The sequence below is a fragment of the Pedobacter sp. T50_32 genome, assembly GCF_057652195.1.
This window is the reverse complement of record NZ_JBYFBY010000008.1, coordinates 59583-81280: the sequence shown is the minus strand read 5'-3', so window position 1 is coordinate 81280 and position 21698 is coordinate 59583. Positions and strand designations below refer to the sequence as shown.

Sequence of the window (21698 nt, the reverse complement as noted above, 5' to 3'; positions counted from 1 at the left end):
ACTAGGTTTAACAAAACACTATTTATACTTACACAAATAAGAAACTGGCGCAGCAACTTTAACTTTGAATGATGAATTGGCGGCTACTTCAAATTTCTCGCCAGCAACGTAGCTCTTCCAATCTACAGCATCGGCTAACAATACATGCATTTCGCCCTCTACCACAATCATGGTTTCGTGTGTGGAAGTTCCAAATTCGTAATCTCCAGGTTCTATTACACCTACGGTAGATTTGCCATTGTTTTCGTAGCCTAAAGATTTAACGGCTCCATCAAAATATTCGTTTACAGTAATCATATTGCTAAAATAGCAACATAGCGAATAAAACAACATCTTTCAGACAATTAAAATATTAAATTAAGGCTACCTTTGCTGTATGGCCGGAATTGAATTACACTCAGATTATCAAATAATTATCTTAATCGAGTAACAAATAAGTAACATTAAATGTAAGCATATAAAACACAAAACCGTATTCTTCTAGTAAATCAATTGACCACTATAAATATTTCAAATCATCAAATAGAATATAAAAGAATGCTTTTTCGATAATTTCGAATCTATTCATTTACTTTTCTAATACTTAGAAACTGTTTAAAAATGGCTGGAAACAATTGTTAAGAAGTTTAAAAAAGCATTGTCTCAATTCTGTTAAAATTCATTGGTTTGATTTTCGAGAAAAAACAGATGAAACGACATGATTTGAGCAATGCCTAGTGGCAAAGAATAGGAAAATATTTGACTGAAGCAAGTCGAAATAGGAAGTACAGTTTGCGCAAAATATTTGATGGTATATTTTATGTTCTGAAAACAGGCTGTCAATGTCGTTTACTTCCCGATTGTTATCCGAAATGGGAACTTGTATATTACTATTTTTCTAAATGGCGTGATAGCGAGACTTTTCAGCACCTTAATGATTTGTTAAGGGAATTTGCCAAGAAAAAAGAAGGTAGAAGCGCCCAGTGTTCTGTTGTTATGGAGAGAACGTTCTCTTGGCTTGAAAACTTTAGAAGATAGAGCAAGGATTTTGAATTCCTACTCCAATCTTCACAGGCTATGATTTATTTGGCCTCTATAAAACTTTTACTGAATAAAATTTAAACAGTTTCTAAATAATCGTAACAAAACAGAAACTAAATTTATAATTAGGAGATATATTAAGTTTTTATATCTGGTACGGTTCAGCGAATTTCTCAAATGTGACTAGAGACCGTATTAAGGATGTCTGGTAATAACGCCAACCAAAATAAAAAATGCCTCTACTTTTCTATTGCAATTCCAACATACTTGTGCTAAATTCATTAGTATCTTGAGCCAAAGAACATAACAAAATTACCAGATTTGAGAAATTGGCTTGAGGCGACACTTCAATCCATATTCGTTTATCTCAAATAGCATAAAATATAGTGGTGTAGCCATGGCAAAACAATAATGGATTTGAATTGGAGGCCTTGGCCCACTAGCACTGGTCACTCCTATCTTAATAAAAACTTGTCCCAAGCTTTGAGGCCAAGTTTCAGAACCATTATAGACTCCGTTTACAAAGTCGGCAAATCAAGTTTTTCTTCTAAAAGCCTTAAATGTATAGAGAAAACAGATCCAATATGGATTTTCTATACATTTAACCTCAGAGATGACCATGGGTCCTATGAGCATCAATCGAAAATTAAATACAATACGCTTCCGAGCTCATTCGCAAGGTACGCATGGAAAAAGCAGGCACTTCCCAGTGGCTCCTACAGGATTTCAGAGGTGATATTTCAAATAGATATTTCCATCAACAAATATTTCAAGGAAATACCTAGAATTAGTACTAAGGAAATACCTTAATCAACATTAGAAAAAATAGATTTTAAAGCAAAAGGCTAAAAATGGAAAAAAGCTACCTAATGTATCAGTAGAATTTCAATTTAGGTTTATAGCGAAATGGTTTAGCCCATATTTTTGCTTGAGCCATTTTCCAGTTTACTATGGGATCAAAACCTGCTTACTATAAATGTGGTATTCGCCTGGTGCTAAACTTTGATTATAAGAGTTAGACGATAACGTGATGCTACCTCCTAAAGCATCATACCATGTACCAGAGCTACCAAAATCTATATTTGCAGATTGAGAAACAACATCAAAATTACCAACAACAACAACAGTATTTGTACCTTCGGTAAGCTTAATGTATTTAATACCACCAGCTAAACTATAACTATTCGTAGTAGCATTAAAGATACTATTTAGCTTTTTCAGCTTTGCTAACTTTGCATAAGTATTGTATAATTCTTTTCTATTTGTATCAACATAGTAGTTCCATCTAATTGGTTTTTCTCCAGTTCTACCTTTGAAATCAATACTTACATCGTAGCCTAATTCGCCAAATTGCCAAATCATTTTAGGGCCTGGAATAGCAAACATAAATGCCGCAGCCATTTGTTGACGTTTCAACGCAGTTGTAGGGTCTTTAACCGAGTAGCCTGGTACAACGTTTCCAAAGTTGATGTTTTTATAATTCAATCGTTCTTCGTCGTGGCTTTCAATATAGTTTACCAAATTTTCGGATTTTGCCAAATTATGATTGGCATAAAAACCCCATTGGAAATTAGAATTGGTAAGCCATCCCATTGTAGCTTCGTTCATGTTATAGTTAAGATTATTCCACAACATCATTCCTTCATCAGCCAGTGCTTTTTCTTCTGTAGCATCTGCAAAATGCTCTAAAATCACGTAGAAATTATTGGCATCGATACTTTTGATATAATTGTTATATTCTTTCCAGATATTTACTCTAGAGGCATCGTAGGCAGAAAAACCATTATCATCGGTACTTTGTTTTTGGGTAAATCCTTTAGATAAATCAAAGCGGAAACCATCTACTTTGTACTCCTGCATCCAAAACTTCATTACATTTTTGGAAAAAAGTTTTGTTGCGGCACTTTCGTGATTAAAATCGAACCCAACGTTATGAGGATGCTTAGCATCAGTATTATACCACGGACTGTTTGATGTAGGCTTACTTCCATCGTAATACAACTGTACCATAGGAGATTGGCTAAAAGAATGGTTTAAAACCACGTCTAAGATTACTGCAATACCTCGTCCATGACATTCGTCTATAAATTTCTTTAAATCATTTTTTGTTCCATAATATTTATCGGCAGCAAAATAAAACGAAGGGTTGTAACCCCAACTCGAGTTACCCTCAAACTCGTTCACAGGCATCAGCTCTATAGCATTTACTCCTAGCGATACTAAATAATCCAATTTTTGCAGGGTAGAATTATAGGTGTGTTCGGTTGTAAAATCTCTAACCAAAAGCTCGTAAATAACCAAATTATTTTTTGCTGGGCGAGTAAATGAGCTATTTTTCCAATTATATACTGCTTGATTAGCTTGCATTACACTTACAATACCCGTTGTTTTGCCAGTTGGATAAGCTTTTAAATTAGGATAGGTAGCTTGGTTTATATAAACATCGTTAACGGGATCTAGTATTTTTTCGCAGTACGGATCCGCTACTTTCAAATTGTCATCAACTAAAAACTGATAGGCATATTCTATATCTGGGTTTAGGTTATCTATTTTAACCCAAAAGTAATTGCCATCGCTTGTTTTGTTCATTTTTGCGGCATTTACCGACCAATCGTTAAAATCACCAATTAAAGCGACAGAATTTTTACCTGGTGCGTATAAAGTAAAGGTTGCAGATGTACCATTATTAGAAAACACTACCCCTTCTTTTGCTCCATCTGGAAGCACTACTACTGGTTTAACTTCTTCTGGACCTGAACTATTATTTTTTTTACAACTTGTAACTACGGTGATAAACAACAAGCTAATTGCAAGAAAGTGAAACTGCTTTTTCATACGCTTTTAAATTAATTACCCTACATTTATTCTCTTCAGATTGCAACTATTATTGTGCTAACGTCGCTTCTTTCTTGCTTTCTTTAATCATGAAATAGCAAATTAAAGCCGCCAAAATCATTAATGCACCACCCAATTGCACCGCAAATAAACGATCATTATTAAGTACGTTACGCATTAACCAACCAAAACCTAGCGACGCTATAATTTCTGGCATTACGATAAAGAAATTAAAAATACCCATGTATATACCTATTTTAGCTTTTGGCAGGTGACCACTTAACATGGCATAAGGCATAGAAAGTATACTAGCCCAAGCAACCCCCACACCTGTCATACATACATACAACATATTTTTATCATGTACCCAAGCCACACTAATTAAACCTAATGCACCACATAATAAACATAAAGAATGTGTTGTTTTTCTGCCTAATGTATCGGCTATTTTAGGAAGCACCAAGGCAAATAAGAAGGTTACTACGTTATAGTACGCTAAAGTTAAACTACCAAAATCTGCACCAGCAGCATAAACCGGATCGCTGGCATCTTTACCACCGAAAACATTTACAGCCACAGCTGTAGTATAATAAAACCACATTAAAAACAAGCCAGGCCAAGTAAAAAACTGCACCAACGAAATTACCTTCATCTGTTTAGGCATATTTTTAAGTGCACTAAACATCTCGTTAATGCCATGTAAAAATCCTTTACTTTTAGCATTTTCAATAATTTCCTCATCTGTTGGCGGATACTCTTTTGTGGTTAAAACGGTATACAACACCGCAGCAAAAAAGAAAAAAGCGCCCAAGTAAAACGAGTACTTTACATTTTCTGGAATATCGCCAAAAGCAGCTACGTTACTTACATTGAAAATGTTATTAAAAACCCAGGGCAAAGCCGATGCAATACTTCCACCTAAACCAATCATCATACTTTGCATGATAAAACCACGATTTATCTGACTATCTGGCAATTTATCGGCAACAAAAGCCCTAAATGGCTCCATAGCAACGTTACCAAAAACGTCTAATATCCAAAGTAAGCTGGCGGCCATCCATAGTTCACTACTATGTGGCATAAAAATTAACGCAATAGACGCGATTAATGCCCCTATGAAAAAATAGGGTCTTCTTCTACCCCATGTTGGGTGCCAAGTTCTATCGCTTAAATAACCTATAATAGGTTGAACAATAAACCCCGTTAGTGGTGCTGCCAAAAACAAAAGTGGCACTTGATCTGGGTTTGCGCCTAGATTTTCATAAATACGCCCCATATTGGCACGTTGCAAATCCCAGCCAAACTGGATACCAAAAAAGCCTACGCTCATATTTATTATTTGCGACAGATTTAAAATGGGTTTCTGTATTATTTTTTGGCTCATTATCTTTATCTTTTCTTAAAACTGAATAATTTGTGCCGAAACTGGCAACAATTGTATATTGATTTTTCCTTCTTTAATTTTGACAGATGTGTCACTTAAAAGATCTACAGCATTATTTAAGGTTTTATTTATTGTTAAACTAGATGGAAGTTCAATACTTTGACTAAATACTTTCTCTCTATCAAAATTGGCTAACACCAACAGTCTTTGATTTACAGAATATCTTACAAAAGCATAAACTTTTTTTGTTGTACCTAATGGGATTTCTAATATTTCACCATCGGTTATTGCTTCACTTACTGCTCTTATCTGCATTAACTTTTTATAAAAGCGTCGTGTTTCCGCTTCATCTACATTTAATTTGGCACCATCAAATTCCCCATTATTAACCCAACGTTGATGATTTGGAACTCCCCAGTAGTCGAAAATAGTAGTTCTATTATCGTCTCCACCAAAACCTTCTATACCTGCGCCCGGTTCTCCCCCTTCCTGACCAAAGTATAGCATTACCGGACCTTTGCCCAAGGTAGCGGAAACCACCATAGCTGGAAATGCCAACTTGGCATCACCAGCAAATCCTTTGGATGCTATTCGTTCTTCATCATGATTTTCTAAAAAACGGAGCATCTTGTTATCAAATCCTGAGGTTTGTTTTTGCCAAATGTTGCTAATGTCTTGTACATTGGCATTATCTTCATTTCTAATTAACCTTTTCAGCGCATCATACAAACCTACTTTATCATACAAATAATCGAATTTACCTTCGTTAAGGTACTGTGCATAAACTTTTGGATTGTAGGCTTCTCCCAAAAATATAATAGAGGGATTTACCTTTTTCACCTGCGGAATAACCCAACTCCAAAATGCTACGGGTATCATTTCTGCAACATCACAACGAAATCCATCTACCCCTTTATTTGCCCAATAAACCAAAATATCTTTCATTTTTATCCACACTGGCGGAATAGGATCAAAATGGTTGATTTCTTTCCCATCCAGATATTCTACACCATAATTCAATTTAATGGTTTCGTACCAATCATCTGCCGATGGCTGGGCTTTAAATACATTATTACCTGTTGCTTTTGCAGGATTTTCGTTATAAATTCCATCTTGCAATTCAGAAATTAGCGTTTTACCTCTACTTGTAAAAGGTACTTTAAAAGCTTGATTTGGAATGTAGTAAAAATCGTTTTTAATATCAAAAGCTACCGCCTTGTTATCATTTGCGCCAAAATCAATCACTCCCGCTGGTTTAGCTTTTGATTGATAGCTACGAGCAACGTGGTTAGGCACAAAATCAATAAGAACTTTTAAACCTTTATTGTGCGTACGCTTAAGTAAGGCTTCAAATTCTGCCATTCTATTGTTTACATCAACTGCTAAATCTGGATCGACATCATAATAATCGCGAATAGCATACGGTGAACCTGCTCTTCCTTTCACCACATCGGCATCGCCTGTAGCAATTCCATAGTTACTATAATCTGTTAAGCTTGCATGTGCAATTATTCCTGTATACCATACGTAATCTACCTGTAGCTCCTTCAAACCATCTAAAGCTTTATCGGTGATATCATTAAACTTACCACTGCCATTTTGCGCTATTGTTCCGTACGGGATATTTGCTGTTACCGTGTTACCAAACAAACGCGGCAAAAGCTGATAGACCACTATGTTATCTTTCTTTAATTTTTGCGGCTGTTTACAAGAAATAAACTGGGTAGCACCAATTAATACTGCCATTCCAATTTGTTTAATCTGATTGAGCTTTGCCATATTTCAAATTATTAACCTATAGCTTAAACCAATAGGGAATTACCCACCTTTAGCTCGCTATTTGCATTTAACTTATACTCTTGTTGGCGTATTACCAAATTAACCGATTGACTAGTAGTGTTGGCAATTACAATTTCTGAAGTATCTATTTTAACCTTTATATTTGCTCCTCTAAAACCAATTGTAAACGAAAACGATTTCCATTTTTCTGGCAAAAAAGGATTGAAAATTAATTTATCATTACGAACCCTCATACCAGCAAAACCTTCAACCACACTCATCCAGGTACCAGCCATTGACGTAATATGCAAGCCGTCTTCCGTATCGTTGTTATAGTCGTCTAAATCTAAACGAGAGGTTCTTAGATAAAATTCGTAAGCTCGGGCTTCATCATTAAGCTTTGCTGCCAAAATGCTGTGTACGCAAGGCGATAAAGAACTCTCATGAACAGTGCGTGGCTCATAAAAATCGAAATTGCGTTTGTGTGTGTCAAAGTCAAAATCATCTTCAAAGAAATACAATCCTTGCAAAACATCTGCCTGTTTAATGTAACAAGAGCGCAAAATTCTATCCCAACTCCACTTTTGGTTTAACGGACGATCTGCTGACGGTAAGTCTTTTACCAAAATCTGTTCCTTATCTAAATATCCATCTTGTTGTAAATACACTCCCAATTCTTGGTGATAAGGATAATACATATTCTCAACAATGTGCTGCCAATCTGCATATTCTGTTTCTTTTAAAGATAACTTTGCAAGCAATGCTTGATATTGCGTTGGGTTGTTATTTGCTACTAGTTGAGCTGCTTCTTGTGCATATTTTAAACACCAAACCGCCAAATAGTTAGTGTACCAGTTATTATTTACGTTATTTTCATATTCGTTAGGTCCAGTAACACCTAACATTACATATTGCTTTTTATCGCTGCTCCAATTAACACGCTGTTTCCAGAAACGGGCAATACCAACTAAAACCTCTAAACCATATTGTTGCAAATAATCTTCATCGCCTGTGTAACGGATGTAATTGAAAATAGCATAAGCAATAGCGCCATTACGATGAATTTCTTCAAATGTAATTTCCCATTCGTTATGACATTCTTCGCCATTAATGGTTACCATTGGGTATAGTGCTGCACCATCTTTAAATCCCAATTTTTGGGCGTTCTCTATAGCCTTATCTAGTTGCTTGTAACGATAAATCAACAGGTTTTTGCTTACTTCTTGTGGAGCAGTTGCCAAATAAAAAGGCACACAATAAGCTTCTGTATCCCAATAAGTAGAACCTCCATATTTCTCGCCGGTAAATCCTTTAGGGCCAATATTTAAGCGATCATCTTTACCAGTATAAGTTTGAAAAAGCTGATATATATTAAATCTGATGGCTTGCTGTGCAGCAATATCTCCTTCTATTACGATATCACTTTCTTGCCATTTGTTATGCCAGGCTTGCTTTTGTTCTTCGAGTAGTGCATTAAAGCCTTTCTGCACAGCTTGTGCCAATACAGCTTTTGTTTGGTTTAGCAAATTTGCTTTATCATGATTTTCGGACGTTAGGTTTGCAGCTATTTTAACAATACTTACGTCTTCGTTAGCTTTAACTACAACAGTAAACTGCTGACCAACATACTTTTCACTCTTGACCAGTTTTAAATCGAGAGGCAATTTCTCGTTGTTTTGATATGCGCTTGTGGCTGTGGCAGTGCAAACTTCAAATGCTGTTTTTTTGGTTCTCAAGGTTAAAAACAGTTGGTTATCTTGTACCTCATCTGCTACGAAATCCCAAAATTTCTCGTCATAGTTACTATCCTGATTTTTAATATTACCATCTATAAAAGAAGTAATAGTTAAAGTTCCACCAAAATTTAGTGCTTTAATGGTGTATTCAAGTGCTCCAATCTCGTCGTTTGCAATGCTATAAAAGCGTTTAGCAACTACCTGCACTTGTTTACCACTTGATAAAGTCGCCTTAAATTGTCGCTGCAAATAACCTTCTTTCATATTCAGCAAGCGATAAAAATCATCAACCTTGGCTTTTGCTAAATCAAGTTCCTCACCTTCTATATTAATATGCAAGTCAATCCAACTTGCTGCATTTAGTACTTTAGCAAAATACTCTGGATAGCCGTTTTTCCACCAACCCACACGTGTTTTATCTGGATAGTAGACACCCGCAACATAATTTCCCTGCAAGGTTTCGCCAGTGTAAGTTTCTTCAAAATTGGCACGTTGCCCCATTCTGCCATTGCCTAAACTAAAAATGCTTTCAGATATTTTATTTAAATAAGGATCAAAACCTTCCTCAATTATATTCCATTCATGTGCTTTTATATAATTCTTCATCTATATGCTATCTTTCCTTTTTATTTTATAATTCGCTCAATTGTTGTAAGTGGCCAATGGTTAACTGTCCCAAGTTTTGCACCACCAAATCTGCCTGGGTTAATACTTCTGCGCTACCAATACCTATTGCTTTCATACCAGCACGCTTAGCTGCTTCTACGCCGGCCACAGCATCTTCAAAAACTACACACTCGCTTGGTTGCACCTCCAAAAGTGTTGCTCCTTTAAAAAAAACTTCTGGATCTGGCTTTGATTTGCTCACCAAATTACCATCAACTATTTCTTCAAAAAAATGAGCAATTTGAGTTCTCTCTAATATTAAAGCAGAATTTTTACTAGCCGAGCCTAAAGCTATTTTATAACCTGCTTTTTTAATTGCTGTTAAAAAATCTACGGTGCCCGGTAAAACTTCTGCTGGTGTCATTTTTGAAATCATGGCTACATACCATTCATTCTTTTCTGTGGCCAGTTGTTGTTTTTCGTCTTCGGTTTTCTCAACATTTCCCCAAGCCAATATTTTATTTAAACTTTCTACCCTGCTAATTCCTTTCAATTGTTCATTTTGCGCTTCGGTAAAATCGAAACCTAAATGATTGGCAAGTTTTCGCCATGCTTTAAAATGATATACTGCGGTATCTACCAAAACCCCATCCAAATCGAACAGGCATGCTTTTATCTCCATAGGTAATGGTTTTTCTGAATAATGTTCTAATGTCATTTATATTGACTGTATGTGTTATTTTAATTCTAATACTAGTGTTGTTGTAGCTGGTATTTTTATAGTTGCGAGCGTATTTAGCGTTTCGTCAGTAACAACATTTTTTGCAGTTGTAGCAGACAAAATTCTTTCCGCAAAACGTGCTGTTGGCACTGATTTTTCTTCTGTGTTACTGTTCATTATAATCATTATGGTCTTATCAGCGTTGTACCTGAAATAAACATAGATACCTTCTTCTGGAATAAACTGCATCATCTTTCCAGTTTGTAACACTTCGTTATTTTTACGATAATTAGCCAGCTTTTTTACATAATTGAAAGCTTCATTTTCCTTTTCTGTTCTGCCACCAGCAATAAATTTATTGGTTTTATCGCCTTGCCATCCTCCTGGAAAATCATCACGTACCAAACCATCTGGATTGGCATAGTTCTTCATCAAAATTTCGGTGCCATAGTAAAATTGTGGAATACCTCGTGTGGTTAGCAACCAAGCAATGCCAGATTTATATTTATTAAAATCTTCGCCCACTACAGAATAAAACCTACTGATATCGTGATTATCTAAGAAAACTACGTTACGTGTGGGATCTTTGTACATATAATCGTTTGCAAAAACATTGTACAGCCTTACTAAGCCATCCATCCATCCAAATTTTCCTGTTAAAGCTTCATTAATACCCCACAATGTCTGGAAATCAGTTACGCCTTGCAACTTGGTATCAATACCTTGATTAATTTTATTGCCTTCGGTAAAATACGCTTGGTTAGGAACGCCATGCACCCAGGTTTCTCCAAAAAATGTAAAATTTGGGTATTCGGCAGTAATCTTATTGGCCCAATCGGCCATAAATCCTAAGTTGTTATAGGCATAGGTATCTAATCTAAAACCATCCAAACCTGCATATTCAATCCACCAGATGTGACTTTGGGTAAGATAGTTCTGCACAAAAAGATTTGTCTGATCCAAATCGGCCATGTGTTTATCAAACCAGCCTTTCTCCATCAAATCTTTATCTCTTTTAGATACGTAGGGATCAAAATGCACCTGTTCTCTATAAGTTGTTTTGGTGTATTCTGGCCATTGGTGAACCCAGTTTTTCATGGGCAAATCTTTGATGGTAAAATGTTCTGTACCGAAATGGTTGTGCACCAAATCCTTAATCATCTTCATTCCACGCTTGTGGCATTCGTCTACTAGTTTTTTGTACAATTCATTACTCCCAAACCTTCTGTCTATTTTGTAGTTTTCTGTATTGGCATAGCCGTGATAAGAAGTTTTTGGTTGGTCGTTTTCTAATACTGGATTTAGCCACAATGTAGTTACACCCAATTCTTGCAAATAATCTAAATGATTAATGATCCCCTGTATATCGCCACCGTGACGATAAAACATACTATCTCTGTTCAGCGCAGCTTCATTCATTCCCTTCACTACATCGTTAGTTTTATCTCCGTTAGAAAAACGATCGGGCATAATTAAGTAGATAAAATCTTTCGTATTTACTCCTTGATGTAGATTTTCGCCCGTAGTTCTTTGCTTAAGTTCGTAAACAAACTCTGCTTGCTTTTTGCCATTTAAACTAAAAATGATTGGAAACTTGCCTGCTTTTACATTATTAGCCAACTCTAAATCTAAAAACAGATAATTGGGATTTTCTACCTGATGAACCTTAGTAAGTGTTACACCATCGTATTTAATGGTTACCGAATTTTTACCAATATCTTTTCCGTGTACAAGCAGTTGTAATTTTGGATTTTGCATACCAGCCCACCAAAAAGCAGGTTCTACCCTTTCTAGTTTTGGTAATTGCGCAACAACGGTTACACTAAATAATAGAGCAAATACAATGATATATAATTTCTTCATGATTAGTACTTAATTTCAAATTGGTTATTGGTGTTATTTAATGTTACGCTTTTTACGTTATAACCTTCTATAGGGTTTGCTGTACCTTGAGGATCAAACCTGGAAATAGGCGTTAAAAAAGAAACAAAATCATCTTGTAAAGCTTTGCCTGCAACAATTCTATCAGTAGTCGCAAAACCATGAAAAACAAGTTTTAACTTCGAAAATTTAGATTGATAGCTGCCTTCTACTTTGTTAAAAACAATACTCTTTTTAACCGCATCATAACTGATATTTCTTTTGTAAAACTCGCCCTTTTCATAATTATAGCTTTCTCCATCATCTTCGTAATAAGTAAAGCTGTTATTGGTGGCGCCTTTGTAAATATGAATTGCCAAAGTATCGGTTGGTTTTTCGGCAGTGGTTTGCACTAACGATTGCATAGGTACAATACTGCTTTCTTTCACAAAAACCGGAAGTTTCTGAATACTTAGTGCAACAACTTTTTCCGAATTTCCTTCTATAACCTCGCCATTATACAAGTTATACCATTTGCCTTTAGGAAAGAACACGTTACCATAGTTTTTCGTACTTTCAAAAGGCGCTACTAAAAATGCATTTCCAAATAAAAATTGATTTTGGAACTGCGTATCGTACACTTTTGGTTCGAAAGTATTGTCTATTGCTAAACTACGTACTACCGGCATACCAGTATTTACAGCCTGATTAAATGTTGAATATAAATATGGGAGTAAACGATAACGTAGATTAATATAATTTCTAGAAATTTCAGTCACTTCTTCACCATAGCTCCACGGCTCTGATGATTTGGTATTAACCGCCGTATGATTACGGAAATAAGGGTTAAATGCGCCAATCTGTATCCAACGTGCATACAAACTTACTGATGGATTACCAGTAAAACCACCAATATCCATTCCTGTAAAAGCTACACCACTTAATCCCAAACTGTTCATTAAGCGTACACCCAACAACATGTGATCTTCTTCTGATCTATTATCACCTGTCCAAATTGCAGTATAACGTTGTAAACCTGCGTAACCAGCACGTGTTAAATTAAACGGACGTTTGTTGGTTGCAGCTATTGCACCTTCGAAACTTGATCTAGCCATTTGCATACCATAAACATTATGCGCTTGCTTATGGCTAGCTAAGGCTCCATCATAATTAAACGTAATATTAGAAGGCATTTTTTGTCCCCAACTCGCAATTTCGTTCATGTCGTTCCAAATGCCATTCACACCTGTGTTTGCGAAGAACTTGATTTTTTCTTTCCACCATTCTCTACCTGCGATTGAAGTAAAATCTGGAAAATGGCACCATCCCGGCCAAACTTGCGCTGTAAAATTGGTACTGTCTGGATATTTTACAAAAATTCCTTTTTTAACGCCGTCTTCATAAGCATCGTAATCTTTTTCTACTTTAATACCCGGATCTACAATTACAGTAGTTCTAAAACCTAAATCCTTAAGTTTTTTATTCATTGCTAATGGGTCACTAAATCTCGATTTGTCCCAAGTAAACAACTTGTACTGGTCCATATAATGAATATCCAAGGTAATACCATCGGCTGGGATTTTCTTTTCTCTCAAAGTTTGCGCAATACGCATTACTTCAGTTTCTGGATAATAACTGTATCTATTTTGTTGATACCCTAAACTCCAAAGTGGAGGCATTTTCATACGACCAGTTAACGCGGTGTACGAAGTAATAATATCTGCCAGTTTCTTGTGATAGATGAAATAATAATTCAACTCTCCACCTTGTGCAGAAAAAGATGAAAAACGGTTATTACTTGCTCCGAAGTTAAAATCTGTTTGATAGGTATTGTCCAAGAAAATTCCGTAATTTAATCCGCTGTGTATCCCTATATAAAATGGAATTGAAGAATAAAGCGGATCTTGTCCAGTTGAATAGCCAAAAGCGTCGTAGTTCCAATTAGTATATCCATTCCCTTTTCTATCTAGATTTCCTGTTTTTTCGCCTAAACCAACAAAGCGCTCTCCATCTTGCATGTGTTTGTAAGCAGTAACTTCTTCAGCAACCCAAGCATTTTGTAAACCTTTTTCGTCTTCGTTTATAATTTTTCCATCTAAGGTATAAAAAGCCACTGCAAAAGGTCTTTTAGATACAATTGCTTTTAATGAGTCTGTTTGAATTAAGATTTCATTATCATTTTGTGTAAAATTAACTTTGGTAACTTCAGGCTGTTTAACTACCGCATAAGAAAAATCTTTAGCTAATACTTTTTTGTCTATTCTTACCCGAATTATATTCGTACTGTAGACACTAATTTCGCCATAAGCATTTTCAGTGTTAAAGGTTATTTTTTGTTTATCGATATTGATGTTTTTAATATTCCCAACTGATAAAACAGGACCAGTTTGTGCTTTTAAACTTACAGCGGTAAATAGAAAATAAAAAAATAAAATAGATACAGATTTGGACATGGTATGATTTAGTTGAATAACTTGGCATCCAAAAAATGTGTTAAATTTTGGATACCAAGTTTAAAAGACGATTGGCTGATTTAGATTAGTTCTTAACTAGCACTGCATTACCTCCAGTAACATTTCCAGCATTATCATATACAACTGTGAGTGTAATGGTATAATTACCAGAAGTTGCAATTCTAATGTTATCTCCGCCTGTTGTTAGTGCGGCTAGTGATCCACCCAAGTTAGTTCCCCAATCATGATTATAGCGAAACTTTAAGTCGTTACCACCAATTAAATTAGTAGTTAATGTCCAAACATTTTTGCCATCATTTTTGGTTTGCATATTAGTATCGTTACTCCAATCGCCTGGTGTAGCACCACCTATAATAGACCAAACTTTATTGTCTTCAATGGCATAGGTCATATCATTTAAATTAACAGTAACTAATTTTTGTCCTGGAGTAGCAGCGGTTAAATCACCTCCTTTGGCCACCAATTTTCCAGCACCTGCACTGCCATAATCATTGTCCCAATTCTTTTTGGATGTAATTTTAAATCCTTGATTGGCAGCCGTAAACGTGATTACACCAGTATAAATACCATTGCCTGTTGCCGAAACTAAACTATCTGCAGTACTAGGATCCCAACCTTGATAACCACCTGGTACATAAACCCAAGCAGTAAGCGGAAATGGCTTTGCACTAATAGTAATAACATTGCTATATACTGGCGCAATAGTTTCAGAAATGGTTGATTTTAGTCTTGCTACAATATCTGTGTTTTGAGAAGATGAAATGTTTAATGCCAAAAGCATGGTATTAAAATCTAAACCATTGTATTTCTTTTGTGTTGCATTAGGTTCCACTGTATATTCTTTGTATGTGCCAGCAGCAAAATTATTTGCCTTTGTAGATAGTTGAATGACATTTGTAACACCAGCTTGATAACCAAAATCTGGTTGTTTTAAATTGAAACTAATCACATCGGTTGTTAACATAGTATTATCTATAACAACAGTACTTACCGAAGCAGAAAAATTTGAAGTTGCCCCATCAGTTTTAACGATAGTTTTAGTACCATCTTTTTCGCACGACCACAGCCCAGTTACCATTAAGGCCAAGATCATTATTTTAAATATTTTCATTTTTTAATTCAGTTAATGATTAATAACCCTGATTTTGTATCAAATTGGTATTGTTCCCAATATCTGTTGCAGGTATGGGATAAATATTACGATGCGCAGGAACATTTGCTCCAGCTTTTGTTCCGCCTTTAAAAGGCCATAAATATGTGTTACCAGCAAATTTTCCATAGCGCACTAAATCCGTACGACGATGACCTTCCCAATACAATTCTCTTCCGCGTTCGTCTAAATAGAAATCAGTTGTAAGGTTACTTAACGAAACCGCACCATTAGTATTTTCGTAAGCACGAGCACGCAAATTATTTACGTAAATAAGGGCCTGTGCTACGGTACCACCTGCACCTCCTCTGGCTACTGCCTCACCGTAAATTAAATATTGTTCAGCTAAGCGGAATAATGGAAAGTCTAGAGAGCTAAATTCGCCATTTAACGTAGCGCCTGCTTCACCTGTTGAGCTTACATTTTTGAACTTGGTAACTCTAAGACCATCAGTAAAAACTCCCATTTCATCAACAATGGCTTTCGTACCAAAAAATTCTCCTCGTTTATCAGTAGCTCCAGTAACATCCGAAAACAATGCAGTTAAATTTTGTCGAGTACGATTTCCAGTCCAACCACCATTCGGTATTCCAAAAGAAGTTGGATTCATATCTGCATTTACAGATGCATTTATCAAATAGGTTGTACCACCCCAATTTGTACCTTTTACCCCATCGTAGTTAATACTTAAAATAACCTCCGCATTATTTTTATCATTATCAGTACGAAACAGGTGCATGTACTTAGATTTTAAAGCATAACCTCCGCCAGTTGTTGCGTTAATTACTTTAGACGAATATGTAATTGCATCAGTATATTTTGCAGTACCAGTATACACTTGCGCATTTAAATACATTCTGGCTAAAAGTGCCCATGCAGCACCTTTATCGGCTCTTCCGTATTCGTTTGTACGAGCGTCTGCTAAATCACCTTCAATTGCTTTAAGTTCCGATTCGATGTAATTAAACAATTCGGCTCTTTTAATTTGTTTTGGCAAGCCCTTACCTATATCATCAGTTTCTGTTACAAAAGGAGGGTTTCCAAAGCCATCCATTAAAACCCAGTACTGGAAGGCACGTAAAAAACGAGCCTCTGCACGATAACGCACAATATTAGTTGCATCGTTTCCAGTAATGTTTCTTGCTGCTAATTTCTCTGGCGTACTCTCTCTTAAAAACTCGTTACATACAGTAATGTGTAAAATAGATCTCGAGTATAAACCTCTTAAAAATTGATTATCTGTTGTCCAAGTTGATTGGTTTAACTCTGGAATACCTGTATCACCCCATGCGCAAATTGCCTCGTCTGTTGTGAATTCTTGCGAAGTCCAAAATAAACGTAGAAAATCTGCAAAACCAGCATTTAAACCACCTACATCACTTGCATCAGATCCTTGAGAACTGGTTAATGCATACGTTGCATAAAGCTTAACTAATTCGTTTTTATAACCTGCTGGTGTAGCATATACTTCATCAGCGGTAACATCATTAGTTGGTTTAAGATTAAGTGCGTCTTTTTTACAAGCCGTAAATAATACCCCAAAAAATAATGGCGCTATTAAAAATTTATATAATATCTTTTTCATTACTAATTTCCCCTATTTAAAGTCCAATATTTAATCCCAATGTGTATGTTCTTGGTCTTGGGTATAAATTGTTGTCAATTCCTGAAACAGACTCTGGATCAATTCCATCGTATTTTGTAATTGTAAATACGTTTTGCACATTGGCAGATACACGCAGATTTAGCTTACCAGATTTACTGATTCTACCAAAGTCATAACCTACACCTAGATTATCCATTTTTACAAAAGATGCGTTTTTGATATAGTAATCACTTAAGTATTGATAACCAGAATTTCCACTAAAACCAGTGTATAAGAAATCTCTCGCCGCATTATTGATATTGCCTTGAACACTTAACAAGTTATAGTTTACTCCAAAATTAGACGAAACGTTATCGTAAATGTAGTTACCTAAATTAGCACGCAAAACAGTACTGAATGTCCATTTTTTATAGCTAAACGACGTACTAAATCCCATAGTTACACTTGGATCTGGTGAATGATAATAGTACTTATCTGCATCAGTTGCTTGTCCATCACCATTTAAATCTTCATATAAATTGTATATTGGTTTTCCAGCGGCGTCATACACTTGCTTTCTAACTAAAAATGCGCCTGGTTTTTGGTTTACAGCATTGTATTTCAAGTGTATACCAGTTCCGCCAGTAATATCTCCAGCATCTATAGCGGCAGAATTATCATCTATCAGCGTTAAATTGGTAATTTTTCTTTTATTGTACGATGCATTAAAACCAACTGTCCAATTCACATCGGTTCTATCAATAATGTTTAAATTGATATTACCTTCTATACCTTTAACTTCCATGCTACCTACGTTTGTAGTTAAAACGTTGGTAAAGTTTACTCCTAGTGGAATATTTACTAAACTCAATAAATCTTTGGTTTTTTTAGAATACACATCTATGCTACCATAAATTTTGCCTTTCAAAAATCCGTAATCTATACCAGCATTGTAAGTATCAGTAGTTTCCCATCTTAAATCTTTGTCGTATCCGGCAGGGCTATAATAATTGTAAAAAGTGTCGCCAATTTGGTATTGACCGGTGGTAGAATTTGGATAATATCTGGCTAAATATTCATAGTTTCCTATACCATCTTTATTTCCCGTTCTACCGTAACTTAATCTTAATTTTAAATCAGAAAATACATTGCTGTTTTTTAAGAAACTCTCATTAATAACTCTCCAAGTAAAACCAACCGAAGGAAAATATCCCCATCTGTTGTCTTCTGCAAATTTTGAAGAAGCATCGGCACGCATTGTACCAGAAAGTATGTAGTTATCAGCAAAAGTATATATTAAACGACCGTAGTAAGAAAGTAACTTATTTTGTTGTACTTCAAACGGATACGCTGGAGCAGTAATTTGTGTTGTTTTATCTGCTCTGTAAGAAGTAAAATTATAATTGGTTTGTTTTATATCGTAATAACCATAACCTGCTGTTACATCAATTCTACTTTTAATACTCTCTAAGGTTTTAGCGTAATTTAAGTAAAACTCTGATGTATAATCATTAGAAGTATTTTTCCGATCTTGGAAAAAACCACGAGTCGCATAGCTTTGAGCAGCATAATCAGGTACAAACGTATGTCCCGTTCCTTTAGTTACATCATAACCTAAATTTAAGTTTGCTCTCAGTTCTGGCAAGAAGTGGAAAGTATAATCTAAGGTTAAATTACCGAAGCTACGTTTTGCATCACCAACATCGGTACGTTCTTTAATTAACCCAACCGGATTATTTGGCGCATTTGTGTTAGGCACAGCAGATGAACCTGAGCCCGTTTGCCATTCTTTGTAACCTCCAAAAATACTATTGCTATCGTAAACGGGTTGTGTTGGATCATATTGGATAGCCGCACCAATAGCAGCCTGATTACCAAAGTAAGATTTAGTAATTGCTCCCTTAATGTTTAAATCAACTTTTAAATGATTATCAAAAAATTTAGGAGAAAGATTTATAGCCGCAGTACCACGTTTCAATTGGTCTGACAACAACAATCCGTTCTGATTTAAATAGCCTCCAGAAATACGATACGGCATATTCAATCCTTTTGCAGTGCCTGATATTGAAATATTATTATCGGTAGTGTACGCATTGCGATATATTTCATCTTGCCAGTCGGTATTAGCGCTGCCCACCAATAATTTTTGGTCATTTGTACCATTCGCATTTACGTATTCACGTATTTCATCAGCAGTAAGAACATCTACTTTTTTAATTAACGTTGCTAATGAATTATTTGTGCTAAAATTTATAGATGGTTGACCACTAGTTCCTTTTTTAGTAGTGATTAAAATAACACCATTTGACGCTCTAGAACCATAAATTGCCGTTGCGTTCGCATCTTTTAGCACAGTAAATGTTTCTATATCATTCGGATTGATTAATGATAATGGACTGGGTGCATTACCAATAGAATTTCCGCTAAATGGAACACCATCAATTACAATTAAAGGATCGTTACTTGCATTTAATGATGCCCCTCCTCTAATTCTAATTTGTGCACTACCACCAGGCTGTCCGCCATTTGGCGTAATACTTACACCAGGTACTTTACCTTGAATAAGTTGATCGGGAGTAGTAACAGTTCCTTTTTGGAAATCTTTAGCACTCACGGTACTAACAGATCCAGTTAAATCTTTCTTTTGTACAGCTCCGTAACCGATAACAACTACCTCGTTTAGATTTTGATTATCAGGAACCATCTTAAAATTTAAAGTAGTATTGCCATTTACAGTAATACTTTGTTCTTGTGGTTGATAACCAATAAAATTTGTTACTAAAACAACAGTGCCACTTATACCAACAAATTGAAATGAACCATCGGCTAATGTTCCTACAATTTTGGTTGTCCCTTTAATTGCTACAGAGGCTCCTGGCAAGGGTTGACCAGTTTCATCTAACACTTTTCCAGACAATGTGCCGGTTTGCGCTTGAACTTTTAATACTGCAAAAAGCAAGAGTACTAAAAGGCCCTGTTTTAACAGGTAAAATACTTTCATACTTGGAGTAAATTTGATTAATAAATTTGGTTAGGCTTTTAGTTAAAATACACGAAGGACTAATTTACAAGCTCAAAACTAAATTCAAAATTTATTTAAAATTTATTTTCAAGCAAATATTTGGCAAAAATATCGTTGAAAAATAAAACACTTACCCTCTATATAAACAAGTCTAAAAAGCAGGCTAAAAAACAACACAACCAATTGATTTAATGAAAGATAAGAAAGAAAAGCGCAGTTTAAAAGTGTAAAAACAACACTAAGCTTTCATGTACACTAACCAACGGGAACGTTCCCGAAAATACACGTGTATTTCCTAATGAATTTTCGGGAACGTTCCCAAGAATTCGGCAAAATTCTTCCCAAAATACACTAAGCTTACAAAAAAGTTAAAAAAAATATGCAGAATTTTGATGCAAAAAAATCGATCGAAATTGCATCAAAAGCTTATCATTTATTTGTGGATTTTCTGATAAATAATTTAGATTTCAACACTACTTCCTGAATAGTGTTCACCACCTCTTCCCCCTCTAACATATTGAACAAAAGTTGCGCAGCCTGACCACCTATCTCTGTAGCTGGTTGGGTAATAGTGGTTAAAGAAGGATTTAGCAAAGGAGCTATCTCTAAGCTTGAAAAACTTATTACCTTAAGGTCTTTTGGTATTTCCAATTTCAAATCGTAGCAAGCATAATAGGTTGCAAATGCCAAACGCTCTACAGAAGCAAAAATACCATCGGGTTTTAAATCCTTTAGTACTTCTTTAACAATTACATCATTTTCTTCGTAGCTATTGCTACAATCTACGATATAACGGTCATCAAACTTAATTCGATACTTTTCTAATGCATCTATATATCCTTGCATACGTGTTTTGCCAATACTTAAACTCTTGTTAACTACTAAGTATGCTATTTTTTCACATCCTTGCAGAATAAGATGCTCTGTTGCTTTAAAACTACTATCGTAATCGTTTGTGACTACCCTAGGTACATCAATATCCTCATACACCCTATCAAAAAACACCAAAGGCAAACGCTTTCCTCCTAATTTATTTAAATAACTATGGTTATTGGCTTCGCCAGAAGCAGACATAATAATACCGTCGGCCCTGCCATTATGTAAGTGCCTTATAAAATCTACTTCCTTTTGGTAATCATCATCGGTAACATAAATAAGTATATGATAGTTGTGTTCACGAGCTATTCTTTCAATTCCGTGAATTGCCTGAGAAAAGTAATTATTAGCAAGCTCTGGAACTATAATGGCAATGGTACGGCTTTTTTGCTCACGTAAATTACTCGCATAGTGATTAGGCTGATAATTTAATTCTTTAGCTTTAGCTAAAATACGAGCCTTGGTATCTGCCTTAATATCGTCATTATCCCTAAAAGCCCTAGATACCGTAGATTTAGAAAGATTTAACTCTTCTGCTAATTTTTTAATGTTTATGCGATCCATTTGTAGTTCTGTAAAACAAAGATAGATTTCTAGCAACAAACCTAAAGAGATTTTTAGAATGATAAAGATTCTCTTACGTGTTATTA

13 protein-coding genes are annotated in these 21698 nt (G+C 35.4%); 1 reads left to right on the top strand and 12 read right to left on the bottom strand.

The annotated features are described in order from the left end of the window. Window positions 1-18: 18 nt before the first annotated feature. A complete protein-coding gene (ppnP, locus tag AC23ME_RS19105; protein WP_487729348.1) occupies window positions 19-297 on the bottom strand; it encodes a pyrimidine/purine nucleoside phosphorylase in 279 nt (92 codons plus the stop codon). A gap of 429 nt (window positions 298-726) precedes the next feature. Here ppnP and AC23ME_RS19100 point away from each other — a divergent pair, with 429 nt between their 5' ends. Further along, window positions 727-1017 carry a transposase gene (locus AC23ME_RS19100; protein ID WP_487729420.1) on the top strand — a complete coding sequence of 97 codons (291 nt, stop codon included), beginning with the start codon at window positions 727-729 and terminating at the stop codon, window positions 1015-1017. A gap of 951 nt (window positions 1018-1968) precedes the next feature. On the opposite strand, the gene AC23ME_RS19095 is transcribed toward AC23ME_RS19100, so the two are convergent. The 11 genes from AC23ME_RS19095 to AC23ME_RS19045 form a co-directional block, all read right to left on the bottom strand. Further along, window positions 1969-3855, bottom strand: a complete 1887-nt coding sequence (locus AC23ME_RS19095; protein ID WP_487729347.1) for an alpha-amylase family glycosyl hydrolase — start codon at window positions 3853-3855, stop codon at window positions 1969-1971. Between the two features lie 49 nt (window positions 3856-3904). Further along, window positions 3905-5185, bottom strand: coding sequence for an MFS transporter (locus AC23ME_RS19090; RefSeq protein ID WP_487729346.1), 1281 nt, complete (start codon window positions 5183-5185; stop codon window positions 3905-3907). Between the two features lie 69 nt (window positions 5186-5254). Further along, the gene (locus AC23ME_RS19085; protein ID WP_487729345.1) at window positions 5255-7018 is read right to left on the bottom strand and encodes an alpha-amylase family glycosyl hydrolase; all 1764 of its coding nucleotides are present in this window, start codon (window positions 7016-7018) and stop codon (window positions 5255-5257) included. Window positions 7019-7041: 23 nt separating this feature from the next. Continuing rightward, entirely contained in the window at window positions 7042-9360 is a 2319-nt protein-coding gene (locus AC23ME_RS19080) for a family 65 glycosyl hydrolase domain-containing protein (RefSeq protein ID WP_487729344.1), read from the bottom strand. Window positions 9361-9385: 25 nt separating this feature from the next. Further along, window positions 9386-10078 carry a beta-phosphoglucomutase gene (gene pgmB, locus AC23ME_RS19075; protein WP_487729343.1) on the bottom strand — a complete coding sequence of 231 codons (693 nt, stop codon included), beginning with the start codon at window positions 10076-10078 and terminating at the stop codon, window positions 9386-9388. Between the two features lie 18 nt (window positions 10079-10096). Next, a complete protein-coding gene (locus tag AC23ME_RS19070) occupies window positions 10097-11944 on the bottom strand; it encodes a glycoside hydrolase family 13 protein (protein WP_487729342.1) in 1848 nt (615 codons plus the stop codon). Window positions 11945-11946: 2 nt separating this feature from the next. Further along, complete coding sequence (locus AC23ME_RS19065; protein ID WP_487729341.1) at window positions 11947-14394, bottom strand: glycoside hydrolase family 31 protein; 2448 nt, start codon at window positions 14392-14394, stop codon at window positions 11947-11949. 85 nt (window positions 14395-14479) lie between these two features. Further along, window positions 14480-15526: a SusE domain-containing protein gene (locus AC23ME_RS19060; RefSeq protein ID WP_487729340.1), complete on the bottom strand. Its 1047-nt coding sequence runs from the start codon at window positions 15524-15526 to the stop codon at window positions 14480-14482. A gap of 19 nt (window positions 15527-15545) precedes the next feature. Then, the gene (locus AC23ME_RS19055; protein WP_487729339.1) at window positions 15546-17150 is read right to left on the bottom strand and encodes a RagB/SusD family nutrient uptake outer membrane protein; all 1605 of its coding nucleotides are present in this window, start codon (window positions 17148-17150) and stop codon (window positions 15546-15548) included. A 16-nt stretch (window positions 17151-17166) separates the two neighbouring features. Then, window positions 17167-20151, bottom strand: a complete 2985-nt coding sequence (locus AC23ME_RS19050; protein WP_487729338.1) for a SusC/RagA family TonB-linked outer membrane protein — start codon at window positions 20149-20151, stop codon at window positions 17167-17169. Between the two features lie 450 nt (window positions 20152-20601). Then, window positions 20602-21612: a LacI family DNA-binding transcriptional regulator gene (locus tag AC23ME_RS19045; protein ID WP_487729337.1), complete on the bottom strand. Its 1011-nt coding sequence runs from the start codon at window positions 21610-21612 to the stop codon at window positions 20602-20604. Between the last annotated feature and the right edge of the window lie 86 nt (window positions 21613-21698).